The sequence below is a fragment of the Microvirga lotononidis genome, from assembly GCF_034627025.1.
Classification (GTDB): domain Bacteria; phylum Pseudomonadota; class Alphaproteobacteria; order Rhizobiales; family Beijerinckiaceae; genus Microvirga; species Microvirga lotononidis.
This window is the reverse complement of record NZ_CP141048.1, coordinates 1,867,883-1,884,824: the sequence shown is the minus strand read 5'-3', so window position 1 is coordinate 1,884,824 and position 16,942 is coordinate 1,867,883. Positions and strand designations below refer to the sequence as shown.

The following is a 16,942-nucleotide window of genomic DNA, read 5'->3' as shown; positions in this document are numbered from 1 at the left end:
GTTCCCGGACAAGAGCTCATGACACATCATTCCCCCACCATCCTCGACCATATCGGCAACACCTCCCTCATCGGCCTGCGCAACATCCGCCCGACCAACGGCGCCCGCATCCTGCTGAAGCTGGAGAACCAGAATCCCACCGGCAGCATGAAGGACCGAATGGCGCTCGCCATGATCGAGGCGGCGGAGGCGGATGGGCGCCTCGCGCCGGGCGGCGCGGTGGTCGAGTATACCGGCGGCAGCACCGGGGTGTCCCTGGCGCTGGTCTGCGCCGTGAAGGGATACCCGCTCGACATCGTGACCTCGGATGCCTTCGCCCAGGAGAAGCGCGATCACATGGCGCTTCTGGGCGCGACGCTGCATATCGTGCCCAGCGACGGCGGACGCATGACCGAGAAGCTGACGAAGGACATGATCGAAGAGGCCCGCGTCATCGCCGAGGCGAAGGGCTCGTTCGGGACCGACCAGATGAAGAACCGGGATCAGATCGCCGCCTATCACCGGATGGCCGACGAGATTTTACGGCAGACGGAGGGCCGTATCGACGCCTTCGTGCAGAGCGTCGGCACGGCCGCCTCCCTGCGCGGCATCGCCGAGCGGCTGCGGCGGCACCGCGAATCGGTGCGGATCGTCGCCGTCGAGCCGGCGGAATCCCCCGTCCTGTCGGGAGGCCCATCGGGCGCTCACAAGATCGACGGCATCGGCGCCGGCTACGTGGTGCCGCTCTGGCACGACAGCATCGCCGACGACATCGAGCGCGTGTCGACCGAAGAGGCCACCGCGATGGCGTTCCGGCTCGCCCGCGAGGAAGGCCTGTTCGCCGGCACGTCGACGGGCGCGAACGTGGTCGCGGCCTTGCGCCTCGCCGACAGGCTGGGGCCCGATGCCACGATCGTCACGGTGATGTGCGACACGGGCATGAAATACCTGAAGACCTTCGGAGCGAGGCTCGCGGCAAAAAGCTTGCCCGCGTGATGATCAGACCCGTTCCAGGAACTCGACCACGATGCCGTCCGGGTCCTTGCAGAACGCCACCTTGCGGATCAGTTCGGCATTCGCGGCCTTGCGCGGCGGCACGGTGAATTCCACGCCGGCGGAACGAAGCCTTTCGTAGATCGCCTCGACGTCGTCGACCCGGAAGGTGATGTGGCGGATGCCGGCTTCGGTGACGGGAACCTCGCGGGCCGGAACCTGGACCGATGCGGCCGGCTCGACGATTTCGAGCATGACCCCGCCGGTTTCGAGAAACGCGATGCGGCCGCCCTCGCCCGTGCGCTTGACCAGGATCTCCTTGAGACCCAGCAGACCGCTATAGAACCCGATGGTCCTGTCGAGATCGCTGCTGGTCATGCCCACATGCTCGAAACCCTGCACCATCGACGCTGCTCCTCCGGGTGGCCCATCCTACGATATTCCAGAATCGGTTACGGCCGGGTTTAAGGTCATGGCCCTTGAGGCGGGATCCCCGATGGTCCGCCGTCCTGGGCCGCAGGCTCCGCTCTCTAACCGAAGATCCGCCAGCGGGGCGAATGACGTTCCTCCAGGGTATAGGTGGGATCCTCGTTCTCGAGCGCCCGGATCTTTTCCTCGACCAGATCGGCCAGGGCGCTTTTCGGGCTTGCCGCGCGCAATTGACTGACGGCATCCCTGATCTGTTTCAGATCGAAGGGCGACAGCTTGGTTTTCCCTTGCCCATCGAGCTCCTGATTCGCAGTCATGGATGCTCCTCCGTCCGAACCGACGAGGATCAGGTTAGGCGTGGCCGTTTGTGCGCTGCATTGCGGGAGAATTACAATTCCGTAATGCGCCCGAGGTAATGCGACCGAGCAGCCCGGGACCGAGATGGGCGACCGCCTTCAAACCGCAGGTTTCAGGTCGCCGAGGACCGTGGGGATCAGTTCGGAGACCGTCGGATGGATCGGCACCGCCCATTGCAGGGTGGTGTAGTCCGCACGGGCATTCATCATGTCGAGGATGCCGTGGATCGCCTCGTCGCCGCCGGTCCCGAGAATGGCCGCACCAAGGATTCTCCGGGTCTCGGCATCGGCGACGATCTTCATGAAGCCCATCGTTTCGCCCTTCTCGATGGCCCGCCCGACCCGCGTCATCGGGCGCTTGGAGACGAGAAGCTTGCGGCCCGATTTGCGCGCCTCCGTTTCCGTCATGCCAACGCGGCCGAGCGGCGGATCGATGTAGAGCGCGTAGCCGAGAAGCCGGTCGCTCACGCGCCGCGATGCACCGTCGAGAAGGTTGGCCGCCACGATCTCGTAATCGTTGTAGGCCGTGTGCGTGAAGGCGCCGCGGCCGTTGCAGTCGCCGAGGGCCCAGATGCCCGGGACGTTGGTGGCGAGGAAATCGTCGACCTCGATCATGCCCCGTGCATCGACGGCGATTCCGGCCTTGTCGAGGCCGAGATCGTCGGTGTTGGGGCGGCGCCCGACGGCGAGCAGCACATGCGAGCCGACCACGAACGGATCGCCGGAGGTGCAATCCACGTCGACCGCCACGCCGTCCTCGTGGGGCTTGAATCCGATGCAGGTGGCATCGGTGCGAACCGTGATTCCCTCGGCGGTCAGGATGTCGCGAATGGTCTCCGACACGTCCTCGTCCTCGCGGGCGATCAGGCGCGGCCCTTTCTCGACCACGGTCACCTGCGCGCCGAAGCGGCGATACATCTGGGCGAATTCGAGCCCGATATAGCTGCCGCCGACCACGACGAGATGACGGGGAAGGGTATCGAGCCGGAGGATCGACGTGTTGGTGAGATAGGGCACCGTGTCGACGCCCGGCATGGCGGGGATGCTTGCACGGCCGCCCACGTTGAGAAAGATCCGCGGCGCTTTCAGACGCTCCTCGCCGACGTGGATCGTGTCCGGCCCCTCGAAGCGGGCATGACCTTCGAGCACCGTCAGGCCATCCATGCCGCGCAGCCAGGTCTCGACATTGGTGCGCGCATGGGTCGAGACGGTCTCGGCCCGGGCCTTGATCCGCTTCATGTCGACCGCGACGGGGCTTGCGATGGAAAAGCCGAGATCCGCCCCCCGGCGCGCCAGATGCGCCGCATAGGCGCTCGCCACGAGGGTCTTCGTCGGCATGCAGCCGGTGTTGACGCAGGTTCCGCCGAAGAGCTTGCGCTCGACGATGGCGACCTTCATCCCCGCCGCCGTCAGCCGCCCGGCGAGCGAAGGCCCCGCCTGTCCGGCCCCGACCACGATGGCATCGAAGTCTTTCGTCATGGCACCGCTCCCACGATCAAGACCGCTCCCACAATGGCAATGGCATCCTCGATCAAGGCGGCGGGGCGATCCTTGCCGAAGGCGGCGGCGAGGCGCGCCCGTCCTTCCGCTCCGCCGAGCGTCCCGATGATCCCGCCCAGGGCTCCGGCGACGAGCCCCCCGAGGAAGGAGCCGCCCTGCACGGCGATCGCGCCGCCGCACAGCCCGCCGATGATGATCCGGGCTGCGAAGGGAAGCGGCGTCTTGCGGCTGGGCGTCGTGGGAAGCTGATCGCCGATCAGCTCGCCGATGGCGAGAACCGTCATGATCCAGGGCGTGAAGCGATAGCCCAGGAAGGCGAGCCAGGTTCCTTCGAGATCGATGAGGCCGAGAAAGGCCGCCCAGCTGACCGCCGCCGGAGCGGTCATCGCACGCAGGCCCGCAATCACTCCGATCAGGAGCGCCAAGACATAGACGACCATCGCTTTCCCCTGCTGCCTGCCTGAGCTTGCATGGCCGGGGTGACTTTTTCAATCCTGTGCGGGCGGCCGATGCAGCCTGCCGCCCGCACAGGCGGCGCGTTATGCCGCCGCCGAGCCGCGATAGGCGTTCTCGAGCGCACGGACATCGAGCTTGACCATCGTGAGCACCGCTTCCATGACCCGGCGGACCTTTGCGGGGTCCTTGTCCTTCATCATGGCGTCGAGGGCGGCGGGCACGACCTGCCAGGAGACGCCGTAACGATCCGTGAGCCAGCCGCATTGCTGCGTCGAGCCGCTATCGGACAGGGCATCCCACAGGCGGTCGATCTCGGCCTGATCGGCGCAGGTCACGGCCAGCGAGATCGCCGGCGTGAACTGGAAGTACGGACCGCCGTTGAGGGCCATGTAGCTCTCGCCGGCGAGCGTGAACTCCACGACCATCACGTCGCCAGGCTTTCCGCCGGGCGTCTCGACGCTGTAGGGCACAAGGGCGTCGATGCGCGAATCCGGCAGGAGCGAGACATAGAATCGTGCGGCTTCCTCGGCCTTCCCGTCGAACCAGAGGCACGGCTTGATCTTGGACATTCTGTTCCTCCCCTCGATGAATCAGGCCGCGGAGGCCACGGGCCGGCCTTCCGCCAGCTCGGCCAGCTGGCCCGCCACGATGCTCCAGCCTTGGTGGAAGCCCATCTGCTCGTGCTGCTTCATGGCCTCATCGCTCCAGTGCCGCACGCGGGCCGTGTAGCGGGTGCCGGAGCCTTCCGGCTCGAAGGTGAAGACGGCGAGCATGAAGGCGTTCTGCGGAATCCAGTCCGGCCCGAAGGCGTCGGTCACGACGATCTTGCGGTCGGGCACGACTTCCAGGAACACACCCTCGTGGGGCATGTCGGTGCCGTCGGGCGAGCGCATCATCGTATAGGCGCGCCCGCCGGGGCGAAGGTCCCAATCGACCACCGGCGTCGTGTAGGGGCGTGGTGCCCACCAATCGGCGGCGCGTTCGGTCCAGACCTTGTAGACGGCCTCGGGCGAGGCATCGATCAGACGCGTGATCGAGAGTTCATGCGCGGCGGCATTCTGGTCGGGCATCGTCTTCTCTCCCCTTGAACTGTGTGAGCCTAGGCCACGGCGGGTGCGCTCATGGCCTCCTTGGCGGCCGCGAGATCCATCCACATCACTTCCCAGATATGCCCGTCGGGATCCTCGAAGCTGCGGCCATACATGAAGCCGTAATCCTGCTTCGGGCCGGGATCGACCGTGCCTCCTGCGGCCGCGGCCTTGGCAAGGGTCGCGTCGACCTCGTCGCGGCTATCGGCGGACAGGCAGATCAGCACCTCGGTGCTGTCCTTGGCATCGGCGATCTTTTTCGGTGTGAACTGGCGGAACTTGTCGTGCGTCAGCAGCATCGCATGGATGGTCTCGGAGAAGACCATGCAGGCGGCCGTGTGGTCGGTGAACTGCTCGTTCTTCACCGCCCCCAGGGCCTCGTAGAAGGCGATGGACTTGGACAGGTCGCTGACGGGCAGGTTCACGAAGATCAGTTTGGACATGGGGCCGCTCCCTCTTGGCTTGTGGTTTGACAGTGATTCCACGTTTAGTTATAAATAGCAACTATGAAGTTAGAAAAAATAACTGATAAATCGGAAGGCCGCTCCAAGCGTCATTACGAGGACGCCTGCGCGACCGCTCACGCGCTCGATCTCGTCGGCGAGCGCTGGGCCCTTCTGGTGATGCGCGAGCTCATGCTGGGGCCGAAGCGCTTCAGCGACCTGCGCGAGAGCCTGCCCGGAATCAGTGCCAATGTTCTGACGCAGCGCCTCGAAGGACTCGAAGCCGCAGGAATCCTGGTGCGGCGCAAGCTGCCCCCGCCAGCCGCCACGCAGGTCTACGAGCTGACGGAATGGGGCTACGAAAGCGAGCCGATCTTCCAGGCCATGGGCCGCTGGGCCGCCCGCTCCCCGTCGCACGATCCGACCCTGCCGTTCAGCACCGCCTCCCTGGTGCTGTCCATGAGGACGATGTTCGACGCGAAGCGTGCCGAGGGTCTCGATGCGCGAATCGGCTTCCGCATCGGCGAGGACACCTTCGTTGCCCAGGTCGCGGACGGACGGATCGGGATCACCCGCGCACCGCTCGACTCGGTGGATGTGACCTTGGCGGGTCCCCCGCCGGTGCTCGCCGGCGCGATCTATGGCGGCCAGCCCCTGGACACGCTGGAACAGGCGGGCGTTCTGCAGGTCGAGGGCGACCGCGCCCTCGCGCTTCGCTTCATGAGCCTGTTCCCGCTCCCGTCGAAGGCGCCGAAGCCCGTGTAAGAACTTACCGCAACGTCTCGTCGAAGAAGGTGAGCAGCCGCTTCCAGTGCCGCTCGGCGCCGCGCTCGTCATAGACGCCGTGGTCCGACACGGTCCAGCCATGCGCCATGCCGACATAGTTTTCGATGATGTGATCGATCTCGGCCCGCCGCAACGCCTCTGCCAGAAGGGCCGATTGTTCGGGCGGGAAACTGCCGTCGACGCCGGCGCTGCCGACATAGACGCGGCCCTTGATCGTCGCCACGTGACGGTGCGGGCTGTCGGGCGCATCGCTCGCGAGGCGACCGCCGTGGAAGCTCGCCGCGGCGGCAACGCGGTCCGGATAGGCGGCAGCCGCATGGATGGCGCGGCCTCCGCCCATGCAATAGCCGACCGTGCCGATCCGGCCCGTGGCGCCGGCCTCCGTCAAAGCGGCAATGAACGCGGCCGAGTCCCGGCGGGTCATGTCCTGGGTCGTTCCCTCGACCATGCCCCTCAAGACGCTGCGGGTCGGCTCCACCGAGAAGGCCGTCTTGGCATCGAGGGGGCCGTAATCGCCGAAGCGGTAGAAGAGATCGGGAACGAGAACCAGGTAGCCCTCGCCCGCGAGACGCTCGGCCATCGCATCGAGCGCGGGTCGGGGTCCGAACGCATCCATGTAGAGGATGACGCCTGCCGTCGAACGCTGGCTGGGGTGGAACAGCCCCGCCTTGGCGGTTCCGTCTTCAGTCCGGATGGAAATGTCCTGCTTCGCCACGGTCGTCTCCTCGCATCTGCTCTGCCTGTGCCCGGAACCCTCGTCGGAGGCGAGCGTTTCCTGCCGTCTCCTATGCCCGCATGGGGACGTTTCTTCAAACCTGGCGGCCTGCGCCGATTTGCCAAGGCGTTTCCGATGAACCCTCCGTCGAAATCCGGTCGAGCGAGATTGGGCAAGGAACAGCCGCTCGTCCTGGTGCTCGGCGGCGGCAATGCGCTCGGCTCCTATCTCGCCGGGGCCTACGAGCCGCTTCTGCGGCAGGCCATCGAGCCGCAATGGATCGTCGGCGGATCCATCGGGGCGGTCATGGGTGCGATCATCGCCGGGAACGCGCCCGAGGATCGCCTGGAACGGCTCAGAGCCTTCTGGGACGAAGCGATGATCCACTCGCCGGGCCGGCTGGGACGCGGCACGCGGATCCGGCACACCTACAATGAGCTTCACACGATCACGGCGCTTCTGTTCGGACGGCCGGGGCTGTTCGGCCATCGGTTTCCCGGCATGCTGTCCATGCTGCCCTGGATGCCGGACGATGTGGCGCTTTACGACCATGCGCCGCTGCGGCGGACGCTGGAGCGGCTCATCGATTTCGACCGCCTGAACCGGGGCGCCATCAGGCTCGCCGTCGTCTGCGTCGATCTGGAATCCGGCGACGAAGTCCTGTTCGACACCACCCGCGACACGCTCACGCCCGAGCACTTCCTGGCAAGCGCCGCGATCACGCCGATCTTCCCGCCGGTGGAGATCGGCGGCCGCCTGCTGTGCGATCCGGGCTACGCCAACAATCTGCCCCTCGACGTGCCGTTCGCCGAACCCATGGGGCAGGATTTCACCTGCATCGCGGTCGAGCTCTTCAACCTGCAGGCTTCCCGGCCGGCATCGCTCGATTCGACGGCGGAACGGGCGAACGATCTCATCTTCGCCAGCTCCACGCGGCGAACCCTGAGGGCGCTCCAGCGGGAATATGCCCTGCGCGACCGATGGGAGCCGGACGGCCCCAAGGCCACGCTGCTGCACATGGCCTATTACGCGGGAAGCGACGAGCGCGCGGGCAAGGCCTTCGACTACTCGCCCTCCTCGATCCGCGACCGTTGGGCGGCCGGAACGCGCGACATGGACATGAGCCTGTCGCTCCTGGACGGGGCACCGAAGGAACGGCGGAGGCTGCGCTATCTCGCCCTGGATCCGCACCAGGAGGCAATGTCGGCGCAGCTCGGCGCGGCGGCGGGGGCCTGAAGGCTCAGGGGCCGCCGGCCAGAGAGCCCACCACCGCCATCGTCAGCTCATCGAGGTTGACGCGACCTTCGATGGTGATCGTCTCGGCTTCGCCCGACGTGACGCGAAGGCCTTGCTCGCCCGCCTCCGACTGGCGCTTCAGCTCGGCCACGATGGCCTCGCGTACCTGATCCTCGATGTTCATCGACATTGTCCTGTAGCCGTGACGCTTCCGGCTGTCGAACGTCGGGACGGACGGACCTGTTCCACGCCGTGCGGCTTCAAAGCTCCTGTCGCTTCGCCTGCCGCGCCTTCAAGTCCCTGAACGCCTGTGCGTCCATGGTGCCGCGCTCGTTGTTGCAGGCGGCGCATGCCAGCACGATGTTGTCGCGGTCGAGGGGACCTCCGGCCGATTTGGGCGTCACGTGATCGAGGGTCGCGAGATCGGGAGCGCGCTTGACGCCGCGTCCCGGGCGCCTCGCGGGAATGCCGCAATAGACGCAGCGCCCCTGGTCGCGGGCGAAGATGTCGTTGAAGAATGCGATGCGCCGAGCTGCTTTCATGCCGGAAAAACCTGCGCTCCTTTTATGTGGAACCGGAGGGAAGCGGGGTGGTTGCTCCTGCGAATGGTCGGGAGCAGAACGATGGTAGATGTCCGCCGCAGAAATCGGAACCCTTTCAACGACGACAACGGCTATGGTGACGTGCCGCCGCGCGGCGCCGTCGGCTTTCGCGGCGAGGGGCGGGAGTATCCGGGTGGCTACGGTGGCGATGCCGACGATTTTTCCGGCGGCGTGATCGACGATGGCAGAGGCGGGCCTCCGGACGACGAAGGCTTCGACCCGGGTTACAGCCGCGATCGCTCGGGCTTGGGCGCCTTCGGTTCGCGCGATCCGAACGATCCCGAACTTCGATCCGGCCGGGACGAAGGGCGCCCCGCCGGCGCTCATCGCGGACGCGGGCCCAAGGGTTACAAGCGCTCGGACGAGCGGATCCACGAGGATGTGTGCGAGCGCCTGACGGACGATCCGTTCATCGATGCGTCGAACGTCGAGGTGCTGGTGAAGGACGGCGAGGTCACGCTCGCAGGAACCGTTTCGAGCCGCGGCCTGAAGCGCCGGGCCGAAGACCTGGCGGAGCTGGCCTCCGGCGTCGTCCATGTGCAGAACAACCTCCGCGTCGAGGGCGCCTGAACAGGCCGCAGGCGCGTCTCCGAATCAGCCCTTACGGAACCTCGGGCGGCGGCATCGGATGGGTGATCGGCTTTTCGGGTTCCGGCGGCTGCTCGGGCAGAGGAGACGGGGCGCTGGGGAGAACGGGCTGGGGCGTCTCGGGCGGTGTCGGGATGCCGGGAAGCGGCTCGGTCGGCGGCGGCTTGGGATAGAATTCATCCGGGCGCGGACGGCTGCTGGCGCTGAAGACGGACAAGAATTTCTCCCTTGCAACATTCTGTCTTTCGCTCAACCGCTCAAATGGACGAAAGTTCTTCCCTCGGCCTGTCACGAACATGAAACCATAGCCCAAGCCGAGGCTTGACCTTACGTCCTTTTACGGCCACGACGGCAGGATGGAACTTGCAATCGGAAGAGTCATGCGCGCAGCCCCATCCTTCGCCGTCCTCGCCGCCTTCATGGCGGGCACGACCATGGCTCAGGCGGCCGATCTGATCTTTTCGCCCGAGCCGATGCAGCAATCCACGGGCTGGATCGTCACCGTGAAAGGCAATCTGCGGGTCGGACCGTCCTATCCGGGTTCGGACGATTACAGCTTCATCGGCTATCCGTCCTTGAGCTTCCGCCGGGCCGGAACGGTCGAGCGGTTCAGCGCTCCCGACGACGGCCTGAGCTTCTCGTTCCTGGAGGATTCCGCCGTCCGCGTCGGCGTCGTGGGGCGTTTCGTGGGCGGGCGCTACTATCAGGACAACCGGGAGCTCTTCGGCCTCGAGAAGATCGACTGGGCGGTGGAGCCCGGCGTCTTCGTGGAATACTGGCCGCTCGAGTTCCTGCGGGCCCGTGCCGAGATCCGGCGCGGCTTCGGCGGGCACGAGGGCTTCGTGGCTGATTTCGGCCTCGATGCGGTCCAGCGCTTCGGGGCCTTCACGGTTTCGGTCGGACCCCGCCTCGCCCTCGGCGACAGCGAGTTCATGCAGACCTATTTCGGCGTGACGCCCGTCGAGGCGGCGCTGAACGGCCAGGTCACCCCCTATCGGCCGTCCGGCGGCGTCACGTCGGTGGGTGTCACGGGCGCCATCAGCTACGAATGGTCCCCGCAATGGTCGACCACCGCCTTCGTGACTTACAAGCGTCTGGTCGGAGACGCGGCCGACAGCCCGATCGTCAAGCAGTTCGGCTCGGAGAATCAGTTCGGCGCCGGACTGACGGTGTCGTATTCGTTCGGCTACACGCCCTAGAGCAATTTTTCGGTGAAGTGGGTCCGGTTCACCGCCAGAAAATGCGTCTAAGCAGAGAAAAGAGACGATTCCACTGGCGTGGAATTATCATCGACACTGAAAGAGCCGCCCTCAGGGGCGGCTCTTTCGTTATGGAATTTGGAGACCCGTGTCAGGCGGCGAGGCTGCTGCTGCCCGCCGTTTCGCCACGATAGATGCAGCCTTCCGTGGAGCCGGGCATGCCGCGCCTGAGCTCGACCTCTTCGAGGTTCGGGAAGCGGTTCTTCACCAGCCGCCAGATATAGGTCGTCACGTTCTCGAGCGAGGCGATGCCGATCTCGGGATTGAGATCGAGATTGCCGTGATCCAGGCCCGATCCGTGCTCGCCCTTGATTTCCTTGATGTAATTCTCGACCTCGTAGAGGTTGACCGGCCAGCCGTAGATCTCGTCGACGGCGCCGCCGAAGGTGAGCTTGACGATGAAGGTATGCCCATGCAGCCCGGAATAGGGAGCCACCGAATGCGCGGCCTCGAACGTGAATTCGCAGTAGGTCTTCATCAATCCTGCTCCCGCTGATCCTGGTCGTGCTGTCTGCTTAACGTTCCGGCAGATTGATCCTGCGTAACATAGGACAACCGGACGGGCAAAGAGTGAGAAGGTATTTTCTCTTATGGCGTCGGTTCCATTCGGCGCTCGTCATCGATCCTGCCAGGAGCGGTAAAGCCCTTCGATGTCGGACGAGCACAGAAGCGGCATGGCGTCTCGGATCTGCTCGACAGGCCAGTCCCACCAGGCCATTTCGAGCAGCATGGCGATCTCCTCGTCGGAGAAGCGTTTGCGGCCGGGACGCGCGGGATTGCCGGTCACGACCGTATAGGGCTCGACGTCCCGGGTGACCACGGCCCGGCTTCCTACGATGGCGCCGTGGCCGATTCGCACGCCCGGCATGATCATGGCCTCGGTCCCGATCCAGACATCGTTGCCCACCACCGTGTCGCCGGCCGGAATGAACGGATCCGGGGGGCTTCCGAAGGCTCCGTCCTTGTTCATGTAGAAGAACGGGAAGGTGGAAACCCAATCGCGCCGATGCCCCTGGTTTCCGTGCATCACGAACGTCACGCCGGTCGCGATGGAGCAGAAGCTGCCGATGATCAGCTTGTCGGCCTCCGGCTCGTCGGCCAGCAGGTAACGTGCGCATCGGTCGAAGGAATGGCCGTGGTAATAGCCCGCGTAATAGCTGTAGCGTCCGACGACGATATGCGGATTGGTGACTTGTTCCGATAGGGGGATCCCTTGCAGTGGGCCCTGGAAGAAGTTCGTCATGCTGCCCCTCGTTTTGACAAGGTTAGCACGATCGAGGCGGTCACGAACAAGCCCGCCTATAGACTAGACTATCGAACGCTCGCGTGTGTTCCGGTCACGCGACCTGAACCTTGTGCCGGAGGGCCGCCAGGGTATGGACGAGCTCCCGAGCCGGCTTGGGCCGTCCGAAATAATAGCCTTGGGCATCGGTGCATCCCGCCGCCTGGACCTGGCGCAGCTGGTCCTCCGTCTCGATGCCCTCGGCCACGGTCGGCATGCCGAGGCTCGAGCCCAGATTGGCGACCGACTGCACGATCGCCAGGCAATCCGCCCGCTGGGACATTTCCCGCACGAAGGACTGATCGATCTTGATCTTGTCGAACGGAAAGCTGCGAAGGTAGCTCAGGGACGAGTAGCCGGTTCCGAAATCGTCCATCGCGATGCGCACGCCGAGCCGCCGCAGCTGATGGAGCGTGGACACGGTCATCTCGTTGTCCTGCAGAAGGACCGACTCGGTGATCTCCAGCTCCAGCCGTTGCGGAGAGAGCCCGGACGACGCCAGGGCATTGCTGACGCTCTGCACGAGACCGCGGTTGCGGAACTGGATCGGCGAGAGATTGACGGCCACATGCATCTCGCCGGGCCAGGTGGCGGCCTCCTTGCAGGCCTGCTCGATGATCCAGTCGCCCAGGGGCGAGATGAGGCCGGTATCTTCGATGACCGGGATGAACTCCGCGGGCGGGACGAAGCCTCTCTCGGGATGGTGCCAGCGCAGGAGAGCCTCAAAGCCGCCGATCTCGTTTTTCTGGATGTTGATCTGCGGCTGATAGAACAGCTCGAATTCGCCGTTGCTCATCGCCTTGCGCAGATCGACCTCGAGGGCGCGGCGCGCCTGAAGCTGCTCGTCCATGTCGGGCTCGAAGAAGCGGAACGTGCCCCGTCCATCGGCCTTGGCATGATAGAGCGCCATATCGGCATGCTTCAGGATCTGGCTCGGGGTCACGTTTTTCTGAGCCAGCGCGATGCCGATGCTGGTGCCGATGAAAAGCTCCTGCCCGTTGACGCTGAACGGCTCGCGCAACGCCTCGACGATGCGCGAGGCGAGCGCGGCGCATTCCTCGGGCCGCCGGATGCCCGTCTGAAGGATGGCGAATTCGTCACCCCCGAACCGGGAGATCAGGTTCCGCACCTGGCCTTCGCTGGCCGGAATGCAGGCGCGCAGCCGCTCGGCAACGGCCTTGAGCAGTTCATCGCCCGTTTCATGGCCGAAGGAATCGTTCACGTCCTTGAAGTGATCCAGATCCAGATAGGAGACGGCCAGCGTGCGGCCGTTCGGCTTCAGCCGCGTGAGGGCCTGCTCCACCTCGCTGCGAAGCACCACGCGATTGGGCAGGCCCGTGAGTGCGTCCTGATGGGCGAGGACGTGCAGTTCCTCGTGGGCTCGTCCCAACAGGCGATTATGCCGGTTGAGGAGCAGGATCAGGACGACCCCGATCAGGATCAGGCTCGCGGCGATAGCCGAAAACACCCAATGCAGGCGAATGAGTTCGTGCTGATCCTGCTGTACGATTTCGGACCCGTAGATGAGCACGGTCGACGCGATCTGGGCCAGGCTGCCGTCGAACGGCTTCAGGCTGTCGATCACCTTCTGGACGCTGCCGGGCTGCTCCAGGTTCTGGATCAGCGGCTCCATGGCTTCGAGCGCGGTCTCGAGACGCTGCAGATTGGCCTGATGCTCGGGCTCCCGCCGGAGCAGGGCGTGGAAATCGCCCTCGTTCAGCATCTTCACCCGGCCGATGAGGATGTCGTAGCGCAGGGCCACTTCATCCTTGTCGACTCCGCTCCCGGGCCTCTCGAACTCCGAGAGGCGATGCTCCAACCGAACGAATTCGGAGGCTGCCTGGCTCGCCTCCCAGGCGGGATTGTAGACGGAGATCTGGCGCAGCGCACCCTGGCGCTGGACGACCAGCACCGAGATGTAGATCGCGGCGATCAGAAACCCACCGATCACGAGGGCGATCACCGTTTTGAATGTGCGCAGCGACAATGGGAGGCCTCCGCCCCTGCCTACCCTACTTACTTCACTTCGATCCTGGCGACCTGCCAAGCCGAGCGTGCAAAGTAGGTCTGACTCTTCAGATCCGGATTGCTGTCATAGGGATAGATGATGAACAAGGGGCCCTTGTCGCGCACGGACATGTATTCCCCGTTGCGCTTGATGGCGAGGATGACGTTGAATTTCGCGAAATCCTCCATCGGAATTTCAGTCGTGTAGTCGTTCAAGGCCACGACCACGATCCTCTGCCCGGAGGCCCCCACCAGCTTCATCAGCTTGTCCATGGAGACGCCTTCGAACTTCACCTTGCCTTCATGCCAGGGCGTCGTCGTCTCGACCGTCACAAGACCCAGCGATTCCAGCATCGCGCGATCGAACTGGGCCGTGTTGTCCTTGTTGGTGACGTCGATCTTGCCGGAGATCGTGAGGATCGGCCGCTCCTTGGGAGCCGGCAACGACGCGGCATAGGCCACGCCAAAAATACCCAGGAACGCGACAAGCGTTCCCAGCAGGCCCATTCTCATCTTGGCGCCGAGCATGCAATTCCCCTACGGAGCATTAAATATAAGCGATAGAAACACATAAATTTGATCAAAGCGTTACACAACTCCGCTACGGAAGTAAAAGGGCGAAAGCGCCGGTGTTATTTTGTCATGGTTATCCAAACGTAGCGGCATGACTTCCGCAAAGAAAAACCGTCTCGCGCTATAACGCGAGACGGTCCGGAAAATTCCAGTCGTGTTCAGGTTACCGGACAGAGCGCCTCAAAGCGGCTTGAGGCCCGCCTCGATCTCGGCTCGGCGCGGCTCCAGGAAGGGCGGCAGGGCCAAGCGCTCGCCGAGCTTCTCCATCGGCTCGTCCGTGGCGAAGCCCGGGCCGTCCGTGGCGATCTCGAACAGGATCCCGTTCGGCTCGCGGAAGTACAAGCTCTGGAAATAGTAGCGATCGACCGGGCCGCTGGATGGCGCCCTCAGAGATTGCAACCGCTCCCAGCATTCCTGATAGGTCTGCTCGTTCGGCGTGCGGAAGGCCACATGGTGCACGCCGCCCGCTCCCGGTCGGGCCGGGGGAAGGCCGGGCTCCACCGCCACATGCAGCTCTGCCGCCGGACCGCCCTCGCCCATCGCGAACACATGGACCGGGGTGTCGCCGACCCGGTACTCGCGGACGGCGCGCATATCCATGGCTTCCGTCAGGACGCGAGCCGTGCGCTCGAGCTTCGGCACGCTGATCCGGATCGGGCCGAGGCCGCGGATCTGATATTCGACCGGCACGGGGCTGCGCTCCCACGGATGCGCCTCGCCCTGCCCGCCATCGTCGACGAGGCTGAGGCGCTGCCCCTCGAAATCCTCGAAGTCGAGGCTGAGGCGACCGTCCCGTTCCACGATGGCCTCGCTGCGGATATCGAGAGCGCCGAAGCGGTCCTTCCACCATTGCAGCGCCTTCTCGCCGTTCACGCGCAGCGCCGTCTGCGAGATGCTGTGCGTGCCGCGCCGCTCGCGCTCGACCGGCCAGTCGAAGAAGGTGATGTCGGTGCCGGGCGATGCCTTTCCGTCCGCATAGAACAGATGGTAGGCGCTCACGTCGTCCTGGTTCACGGTCTTCTTGACGAGGCGCAGACCCAAGGACTGCGTATAGAAGGCGTGGTTGCCCGGCGCGTCGGCGGTGACGGCCGTCAAATGGTGAATCCCGGTCAGCTTCATGGTGCTGTCTCCATCAATGTTGGGGTGAAGATAGACCCGGGAGAGTGCCCTTGCGAGACGGCGGGACGCCAAGCCGATCTTGCTGAAATGCAAGAATGACCCGTTGGCGATTCAGCATATTTGCAGAACTGAAAAGATACCCACGCCGGGCTGATCCACGAGGCCCCGCTCTCCGGCCTTCGGGCGCCGAGGGTAGAGTGGAACAACGATCCACAGCTTCCGCGTCATTCCAGGCCAAGGCTCTGGCGTCCGGCGACAACGTTCCGGTATTGTTCGCCCATGGCACCCCGTACCAAGCTCAGTCTCGCCCAGGCCCGTCGCATCGCGCTCGCCGCGCAAGGGCTCCATGAAGTCCGGCCCGCATCCACGTCGCGGCGGCACTTGAGCCGCGTGCTGCAACGCTCGCACCTCCTGCAGATCGATTCGGTCAACGTGCTGGTCCGGGCCCAATACATGCCGCTCTTCTCGCGGATCGGCGCCTATGACCGCGATCTTCTCGAGAAGGCCGCCTATCACGCCAGGAAGCGCGAGACCTTCGAGTACTGGGGCCACGAGGCCTCGCTGATCCGGCTCGACCTGCATCCCGTCTTCCGCTGGCGGATGGAACGCGCCAGGCGGGGCGAGGGCATCTATGGGGGGCTCGCCAAGTTCGGGCAGGAAAAGCGTGCCTTCATCGAGGAGGTGCGCCGCGAGATCGCAACACAGGGCCCCATGGCCGCGGGCGAGCTTTCCGGAGGGCATAAGGGACAGGGCTCCTGGTGGGGATGGAGCGACGGCAAGCGGGCCCTGGAATGGCTGTTCTGGGCCGGCGAGGTCACCACCGCAACCCGGCGCGGCTTCGAGCGCATCTACGATCTGCCGGAGCGGGTTCTGCCTTCGGACATCCTGAACGTCCCCACACCCTCGGCCGACGAGGCGCAACGCGAATTGCTGCGGCACTCTATCCGGGCGCTCGGCATCGCGTCGGAGCGCTGCCTGCGCGACTATTTTCGCCTGGAGCCGCAGGATGCGAAGGTCCGCATTCCCGAATTGGTGGAGGCCGGCGATCTCGTGCCCGTCACGGTCGAAGGCTGGAGCGGGCCGGTCTATCTCGACCCGCAGGCCAAACTCCCCCGCCGGGTCGAGGCCCGGGCCCTCGTATCGCCCTTCGATCCCATCGTCTGGGAGCGCACCCGCACGGAGCGCCTGTTCGACTTCCGGTACCGGATCGAGATATACACGCCGGCCGAGAAGCGGGAATTCGGCTATTACTGCCTGCCCTTCGTGCTCGGCGAAAGGATCGTCGCCCGCGTGGACCTCAAGGCCGACCGGGCGGCGGGCAACCTCATCGTCCACTCGATCCACCCGGAAGCCTCAGCGGCGCAGGACGAGATCGCTCCCGCTCTCGGCGAGGAGCTTCGCCTGATGGCCCAATGGCTCAACCTCGGCAGCATCACCGCGCCGAAGGAATGGCAGGCCCTGCTGGACGTGTGAGGGTCATGACACACCCGACCGTCGTGGCCCGCCTTGGGCCGGTCATCGCGCCTGTCTG

Annotated in this window: 22 protein-coding genes; 6 read left to right on the top strand and 16 right to left on the bottom strand. The window is 65.0% G+C overall.

All coding sequences use genetic code 11. From position 1 onward, the window contains the following. The first annotated feature begins 18 nt into the window (after nt 1-18). Nucleotides 19-975 carry a PLP-dependent cysteine synthase family protein gene (locus U0023_RS08940; protein ID WP_009490810.1) on the top strand — a complete coding sequence of 319 codons (957 nt, stop codon included), beginning with the start codon at nt 19-21 and terminating at the stop codon, nt 973-975. A gap of 3 nt (nt 976-978) precedes the next feature. On the opposite strand, the gene U0023_RS08935 is transcribed toward U0023_RS08940, so the two are convergent. The 7 genes from U0023_RS08935 to U0023_RS08905 form a co-directional block, all read right to left on the bottom strand. Continuing rightward, nucleotides 979-1,377, bottom strand: a complete 399-nt coding sequence (locus tag U0023_RS08935; protein WP_009490809.1) for a VOC family protein — start codon at nt 1,375-1,377, stop codon at nt 979-981. 125 nt (nt 1,378-1,502) lie between these two features. After that, a complete protein-coding gene (locus tag U0023_RS08930) occupies nt 1,503-1,718 on the bottom strand; it encodes a hypothetical protein (RefSeq protein ID WP_009490808.1) in 216 nt (71 codons plus the stop codon). 138 nt (nt 1,719-1,856) lie between these two features. Next, nucleotides 1,857-3,236, bottom strand: a complete 1,380-nt coding sequence (locus U0023_RS08925; RefSeq protein WP_009490807.1) for an FAD-containing oxidoreductase — start codon at nt 3,234-3,236, stop codon at nt 1,857-1,859. Beyond that, nucleotides 3,233-3,697 (bottom strand): membrane protein, encoded by a 465-nt coding sequence (locus tag U0023_RS08920; RefSeq protein ID WP_009490806.1) that lies wholly within the window; start codon nt 3,695-3,697, stop codon nt 3,233-3,235. The genes U0023_RS08925 and U0023_RS08920 overlap by 4 nt, the downstream gene beginning before the upstream one ends. A gap of 99 nt (nt 3,698-3,796) precedes the next feature. Then, nucleotides 3,797-4,282, bottom strand: coding sequence for a VOC family protein (locus tag U0023_RS08915; protein WP_009490805.1), 486 nt, complete (start codon nt 4,280-4,282; stop codon nt 3,797-3,799). Between the two features lie 21 nt (nt 4,283-4,303). Then, nucleotides 4,304-4,783: an SRPBCC family protein gene (locus U0023_RS08910; RefSeq protein ID WP_009490804.1), complete on the bottom strand. Its 480-nt coding sequence runs from the start codon at nt 4,781-4,783 to the stop codon at nt 4,304-4,306. 29 nt (nt 4,784-4,812) lie between these two features. Beyond that, nucleotides 4,813-5,244, bottom strand: a complete 432-nt coding sequence (locus U0023_RS08905) for a VOC family protein (protein WP_009490803.1) — start codon at nt 5,242-5,244, stop codon at nt 4,813-4,815. 63 nt (nt 5,245-5,307) lie between these two features. Here U0023_RS08905 and U0023_RS08900 point away from each other — a divergent pair, with 63 nt between their 5' ends. After that, entirely contained in the window at nt 5,308-6,009 is a 702-nt protein-coding gene (locus U0023_RS08900) for a winged helix-turn-helix transcriptional regulator (protein ID WP_009490802.1), read from the top strand. Nucleotides 6,010-6,013: 4 nt separating this feature from the next. Here the strand turns inward: U0023_RS08900 and U0023_RS08895 are convergent, their stop codons facing one another. Then, on the bottom strand, nt 6,014-6,745 hold the full coding sequence (locus U0023_RS08895) for a dienelactone hydrolase family protein (RefSeq protein ID WP_009490801.1): 732 nt from the start codon (nt 6,743-6,745) through the stop codon (nt 6,014-6,016). A 135-nt stretch (nt 6,746-6,880) separates the two neighbouring features. Between U0023_RS08895 and U0023_RS08890 the strand changes: the two genes are divergently transcribed. Then, nucleotides 6,881-7,981: a patatin-like phospholipase family protein gene (locus U0023_RS08890; protein WP_009490800.1), complete on the top strand. Its 1,101-nt coding sequence runs from the start codon at nt 6,881-6,883 to the stop codon at nt 7,979-7,981. 4 nt (nt 7,982-7,985) lie between these two features. On the opposite strand, the gene U0023_RS08885 is transcribed toward U0023_RS08890, so the two are convergent. Continuing rightward, nucleotides 7,986-8,165, bottom strand: coding sequence for a hypothetical protein (locus U0023_RS08885; protein ID WP_009490799.1), 180 nt, complete (start codon nt 8,163-8,165; stop codon nt 7,986-7,988). A gap of 76 nt (nt 8,166-8,241) precedes the next feature. Next, nucleotides 8,242-8,523, bottom strand: coding sequence for an HNH endonuclease (locus tag U0023_RS08880; RefSeq protein WP_009490798.1), 282 nt, complete (start codon nt 8,521-8,523; stop codon nt 8,242-8,244). Nucleotides 8,524-8,604: 81 nt separating this feature from the next. On the opposite strand from U0023_RS08880, the gene U0023_RS08875 reads away from it, so the two are divergent. Beyond that, a complete protein-coding gene (locus U0023_RS08875) occupies nt 8,605-9,153 on the top strand; it encodes a BON domain-containing protein (protein ID WP_009490797.1) in 549 nt (182 codons plus the stop codon). A gap of 31 nt (nt 9,154-9,184) precedes the next feature. On the opposite strand, the gene U0023_RS08870 is transcribed toward U0023_RS08875, so the two are convergent. Further along, nucleotides 9,185-9,388 carry a hypothetical protein gene (locus tag U0023_RS08870; protein WP_040638247.1) on the bottom strand — a complete coding sequence of 68 codons (204 nt, stop codon included), beginning with the start codon at nt 9,386-9,388 and terminating at the stop codon, nt 9,185-9,187. 163 nt (nt 9,389-9,551) lie between these two features. Here U0023_RS08870 and U0023_RS08865 point away from each other — a divergent pair, with 163 nt between their 5' ends. After that, nucleotides 9,552-10,370 (top strand): MipA/OmpV family protein, encoded by an 819-nt coding sequence (locus tag U0023_RS08865; RefSeq protein WP_009490796.1) that lies wholly within the window; start codon nt 9,552-9,554, stop codon nt 10,368-10,370. A 151-nt stretch (nt 10,371-10,521) separates the two neighbouring features. Here the strand turns inward: U0023_RS08865 and U0023_RS08860 are convergent, their stop codons facing one another. The 5 genes from U0023_RS08860 to U0023_RS08840 form a co-directional block, all read right to left on the bottom strand. Continuing rightward, nucleotides 10,522-10,908, bottom strand: coding sequence for a 6-carboxytetrahydropterin synthase (locus U0023_RS08860; RefSeq protein WP_009490795.1), 387 nt, complete (start codon nt 10,906-10,908; stop codon nt 10,522-10,524). A gap of 138 nt (nt 10,909-11,046) precedes the next feature. Then, the gene (gene catB / locus U0023_RS08855; protein ID WP_009490794.1) at nt 11,047-11,673 is read right to left on the bottom strand and encodes a type B chloramphenicol O-acetyltransferase; all 627 of its coding nucleotides are present in this window, start codon (nt 11,671-11,673) and stop codon (nt 11,047-11,049) included. A 94-nt stretch (nt 11,674-11,767) separates the two neighbouring features. Next, nucleotides 11,768-13,699 carry a putative bifunctional diguanylate cyclase/phosphodiesterase gene (locus U0023_RS08850; protein WP_009490793.1) on the bottom strand — a complete coding sequence of 644 codons (1,932 nt, stop codon included), beginning with the start codon at nt 13,697-13,699 and terminating at the stop codon, nt 11,768-11,770. Nucleotides 13,700-13,728: 29 nt separating this feature from the next. After that, on the bottom strand, nt 13,729-14,247 hold the full coding sequence (locus tag U0023_RS08845; RefSeq protein ID WP_009490792.1) for a molybdopterin-dependent oxidoreductase: 519 nt from the start codon (nt 14,245-14,247) through the stop codon (nt 13,729-13,731). Between the two features lie 225 nt (nt 14,248-14,472). Continuing rightward, nucleotides 14,473-15,411 (bottom strand): ring-cleaving dioxygenase, encoded by a 939-nt coding sequence (locus U0023_RS08840; protein ID WP_009490791.1) that lies wholly within the window; start codon nt 15,409-15,411, stop codon nt 14,473-14,475. Between the two features lie 279 nt (nt 15,412-15,690). On the opposite strand from U0023_RS08840, the gene U0023_RS08835 reads away from it, so the two are divergent. After that, nucleotides 15,691-16,884: a winged helix-turn-helix domain-containing protein gene (locus tag U0023_RS08835; RefSeq protein ID WP_009490790.1), complete on the top strand. Its 1,194-nt coding sequence runs from the start codon at nt 15,691-15,693 to the stop codon at nt 16,882-16,884. Nucleotides 16,885-16,942: the final 58 nt, after the last annotated feature.

What these genes read in the sequence shown, in the direction of transcription:
- U0023_RS08940 (WP_009490810.1), top strand. Translation starts at nt 19, where the DNA reads ATGACACATCATTCCCCCACCATCCTCGACCATATCGGCAACACCTCC.
- U0023_RS08935 (WP_009490809.1), bottom strand. Translation starts at nt 1,377, where the DNA reads ATGGTGCAGGGTTTCGAGCATGTGGGCATGACCAGCAGCGATCTCGAC.
- U0023_RS08930 (WP_009490808.1), bottom strand. Translation starts at nt 1,718, where the DNA reads ATGACTGCGAATCAGGAGCTCGATGGGCAAGGGAAAACCAAGCTGTCG.
- U0023_RS08925 (WP_009490807.1), bottom strand. Translation starts at nt 3,236, where the DNA reads ATGACGAAAGACTTCGATGCCATCGTGGTCGGGGCCGGACAGGCGGGG.
- U0023_RS08920 (WP_009490806.1), bottom strand. Translation starts at nt 3,697, where the DNA reads ATGGTCGTCTATGTCTTGGCGCTCCTGATCGGAGTGATTGCGGGCCTG.
- U0023_RS08915 (WP_009490805.1), bottom strand. Translation starts at nt 4,282, where the DNA reads ATGTCCAAGATCAAGCCGTGCCTCTGGTTCGACGGGAAGGCCGAGGAA.
- U0023_RS08910 (WP_009490804.1), bottom strand. Translation starts at nt 4,783, where the DNA reads ATGCCCGACCAGAATGCCGCCGCGCATGAACTCTCGATCACGCGTCTG.
- U0023_RS08905 (WP_009490803.1), bottom strand. Translation starts at nt 5,244, where the DNA reads ATGTCCAAACTGATCTTCGTGAACCTGCCCGTCAGCGACCTGTCCAAG.
- U0023_RS08900 (WP_009490802.1), top strand. Translation starts at nt 5,308, where the DNA reads ATGAAGTTAGAAAAAATAACTGATAAATCGGAAGGCCGCTCCAAGCGT.
- U0023_RS08890 (WP_009490800.1), top strand. Translation starts at nt 6,881, where the DNA reads ATGAACCCTCCGTCGAAATCCGGTCGAGCGAGATTGGGCAAGGAACAG.
- U0023_RS08885 (WP_009490799.1), bottom strand. Translation starts at nt 8,165, where the DNA reads ATGAACATCGAGGATCAGGTACGCGAGGCCATCGTGGCCGAGCTGAAG.
- U0023_RS08880 (WP_009490798.1), bottom strand. Translation starts at nt 8,523, where the DNA reads ATGAAAGCAGCTCGGCGCATCGCATTCTTCAACGACATCTTCGCCCGC.
- U0023_RS08875 (WP_009490797.1), top strand. Translation starts at nt 8,605, where the DNA reads ATGGTAGATGTCCGCCGCAGAAATCGGAACCCTTTCAACGACGACAAC.
- U0023_RS08865 (WP_009490796.1), top strand. Translation starts at nt 9,552, where the DNA reads ATGCGCGCAGCCCCATCCTTCGCCGTCCTCGCCGCCTTCATGGCGGGC.
- U0023_RS08860 (WP_009490795.1), bottom strand. Translation starts at nt 10,908, where the DNA reads ATGAAGACCTACTGCGAATTCACGTTCGAGGCCGCGCATTCGGTGGCT.
- catB (WP_009490794.1), bottom strand. Translation starts at nt 11,673, where the DNA reads ATGACGAACTTCTTCCAGGGCCCACTGCAAGGGATCCCCCTATCGGAA.
- U0023_RS08845 (WP_009490792.1), bottom strand. Translation starts at nt 14,247, where the DNA reads ATGCTCGGCGCCAAGATGAGAATGGGCCTGCTGGGAACGCTTGTCGCG.
- U0023_RS08840 (WP_009490791.1), bottom strand. Translation starts at nt 15,411, where the DNA reads ATGAAGCTGACCGGGATTCACCATTTGACGGCCGTCACCGCCGACGCG.
- U0023_RS08835 (WP_009490790.1), top strand. Translation starts at nt 15,691, where the DNA reads ATGGCACCCCGTACCAAGCTCAGTCTCGCCCAGGCCCGTCGCATCGCG.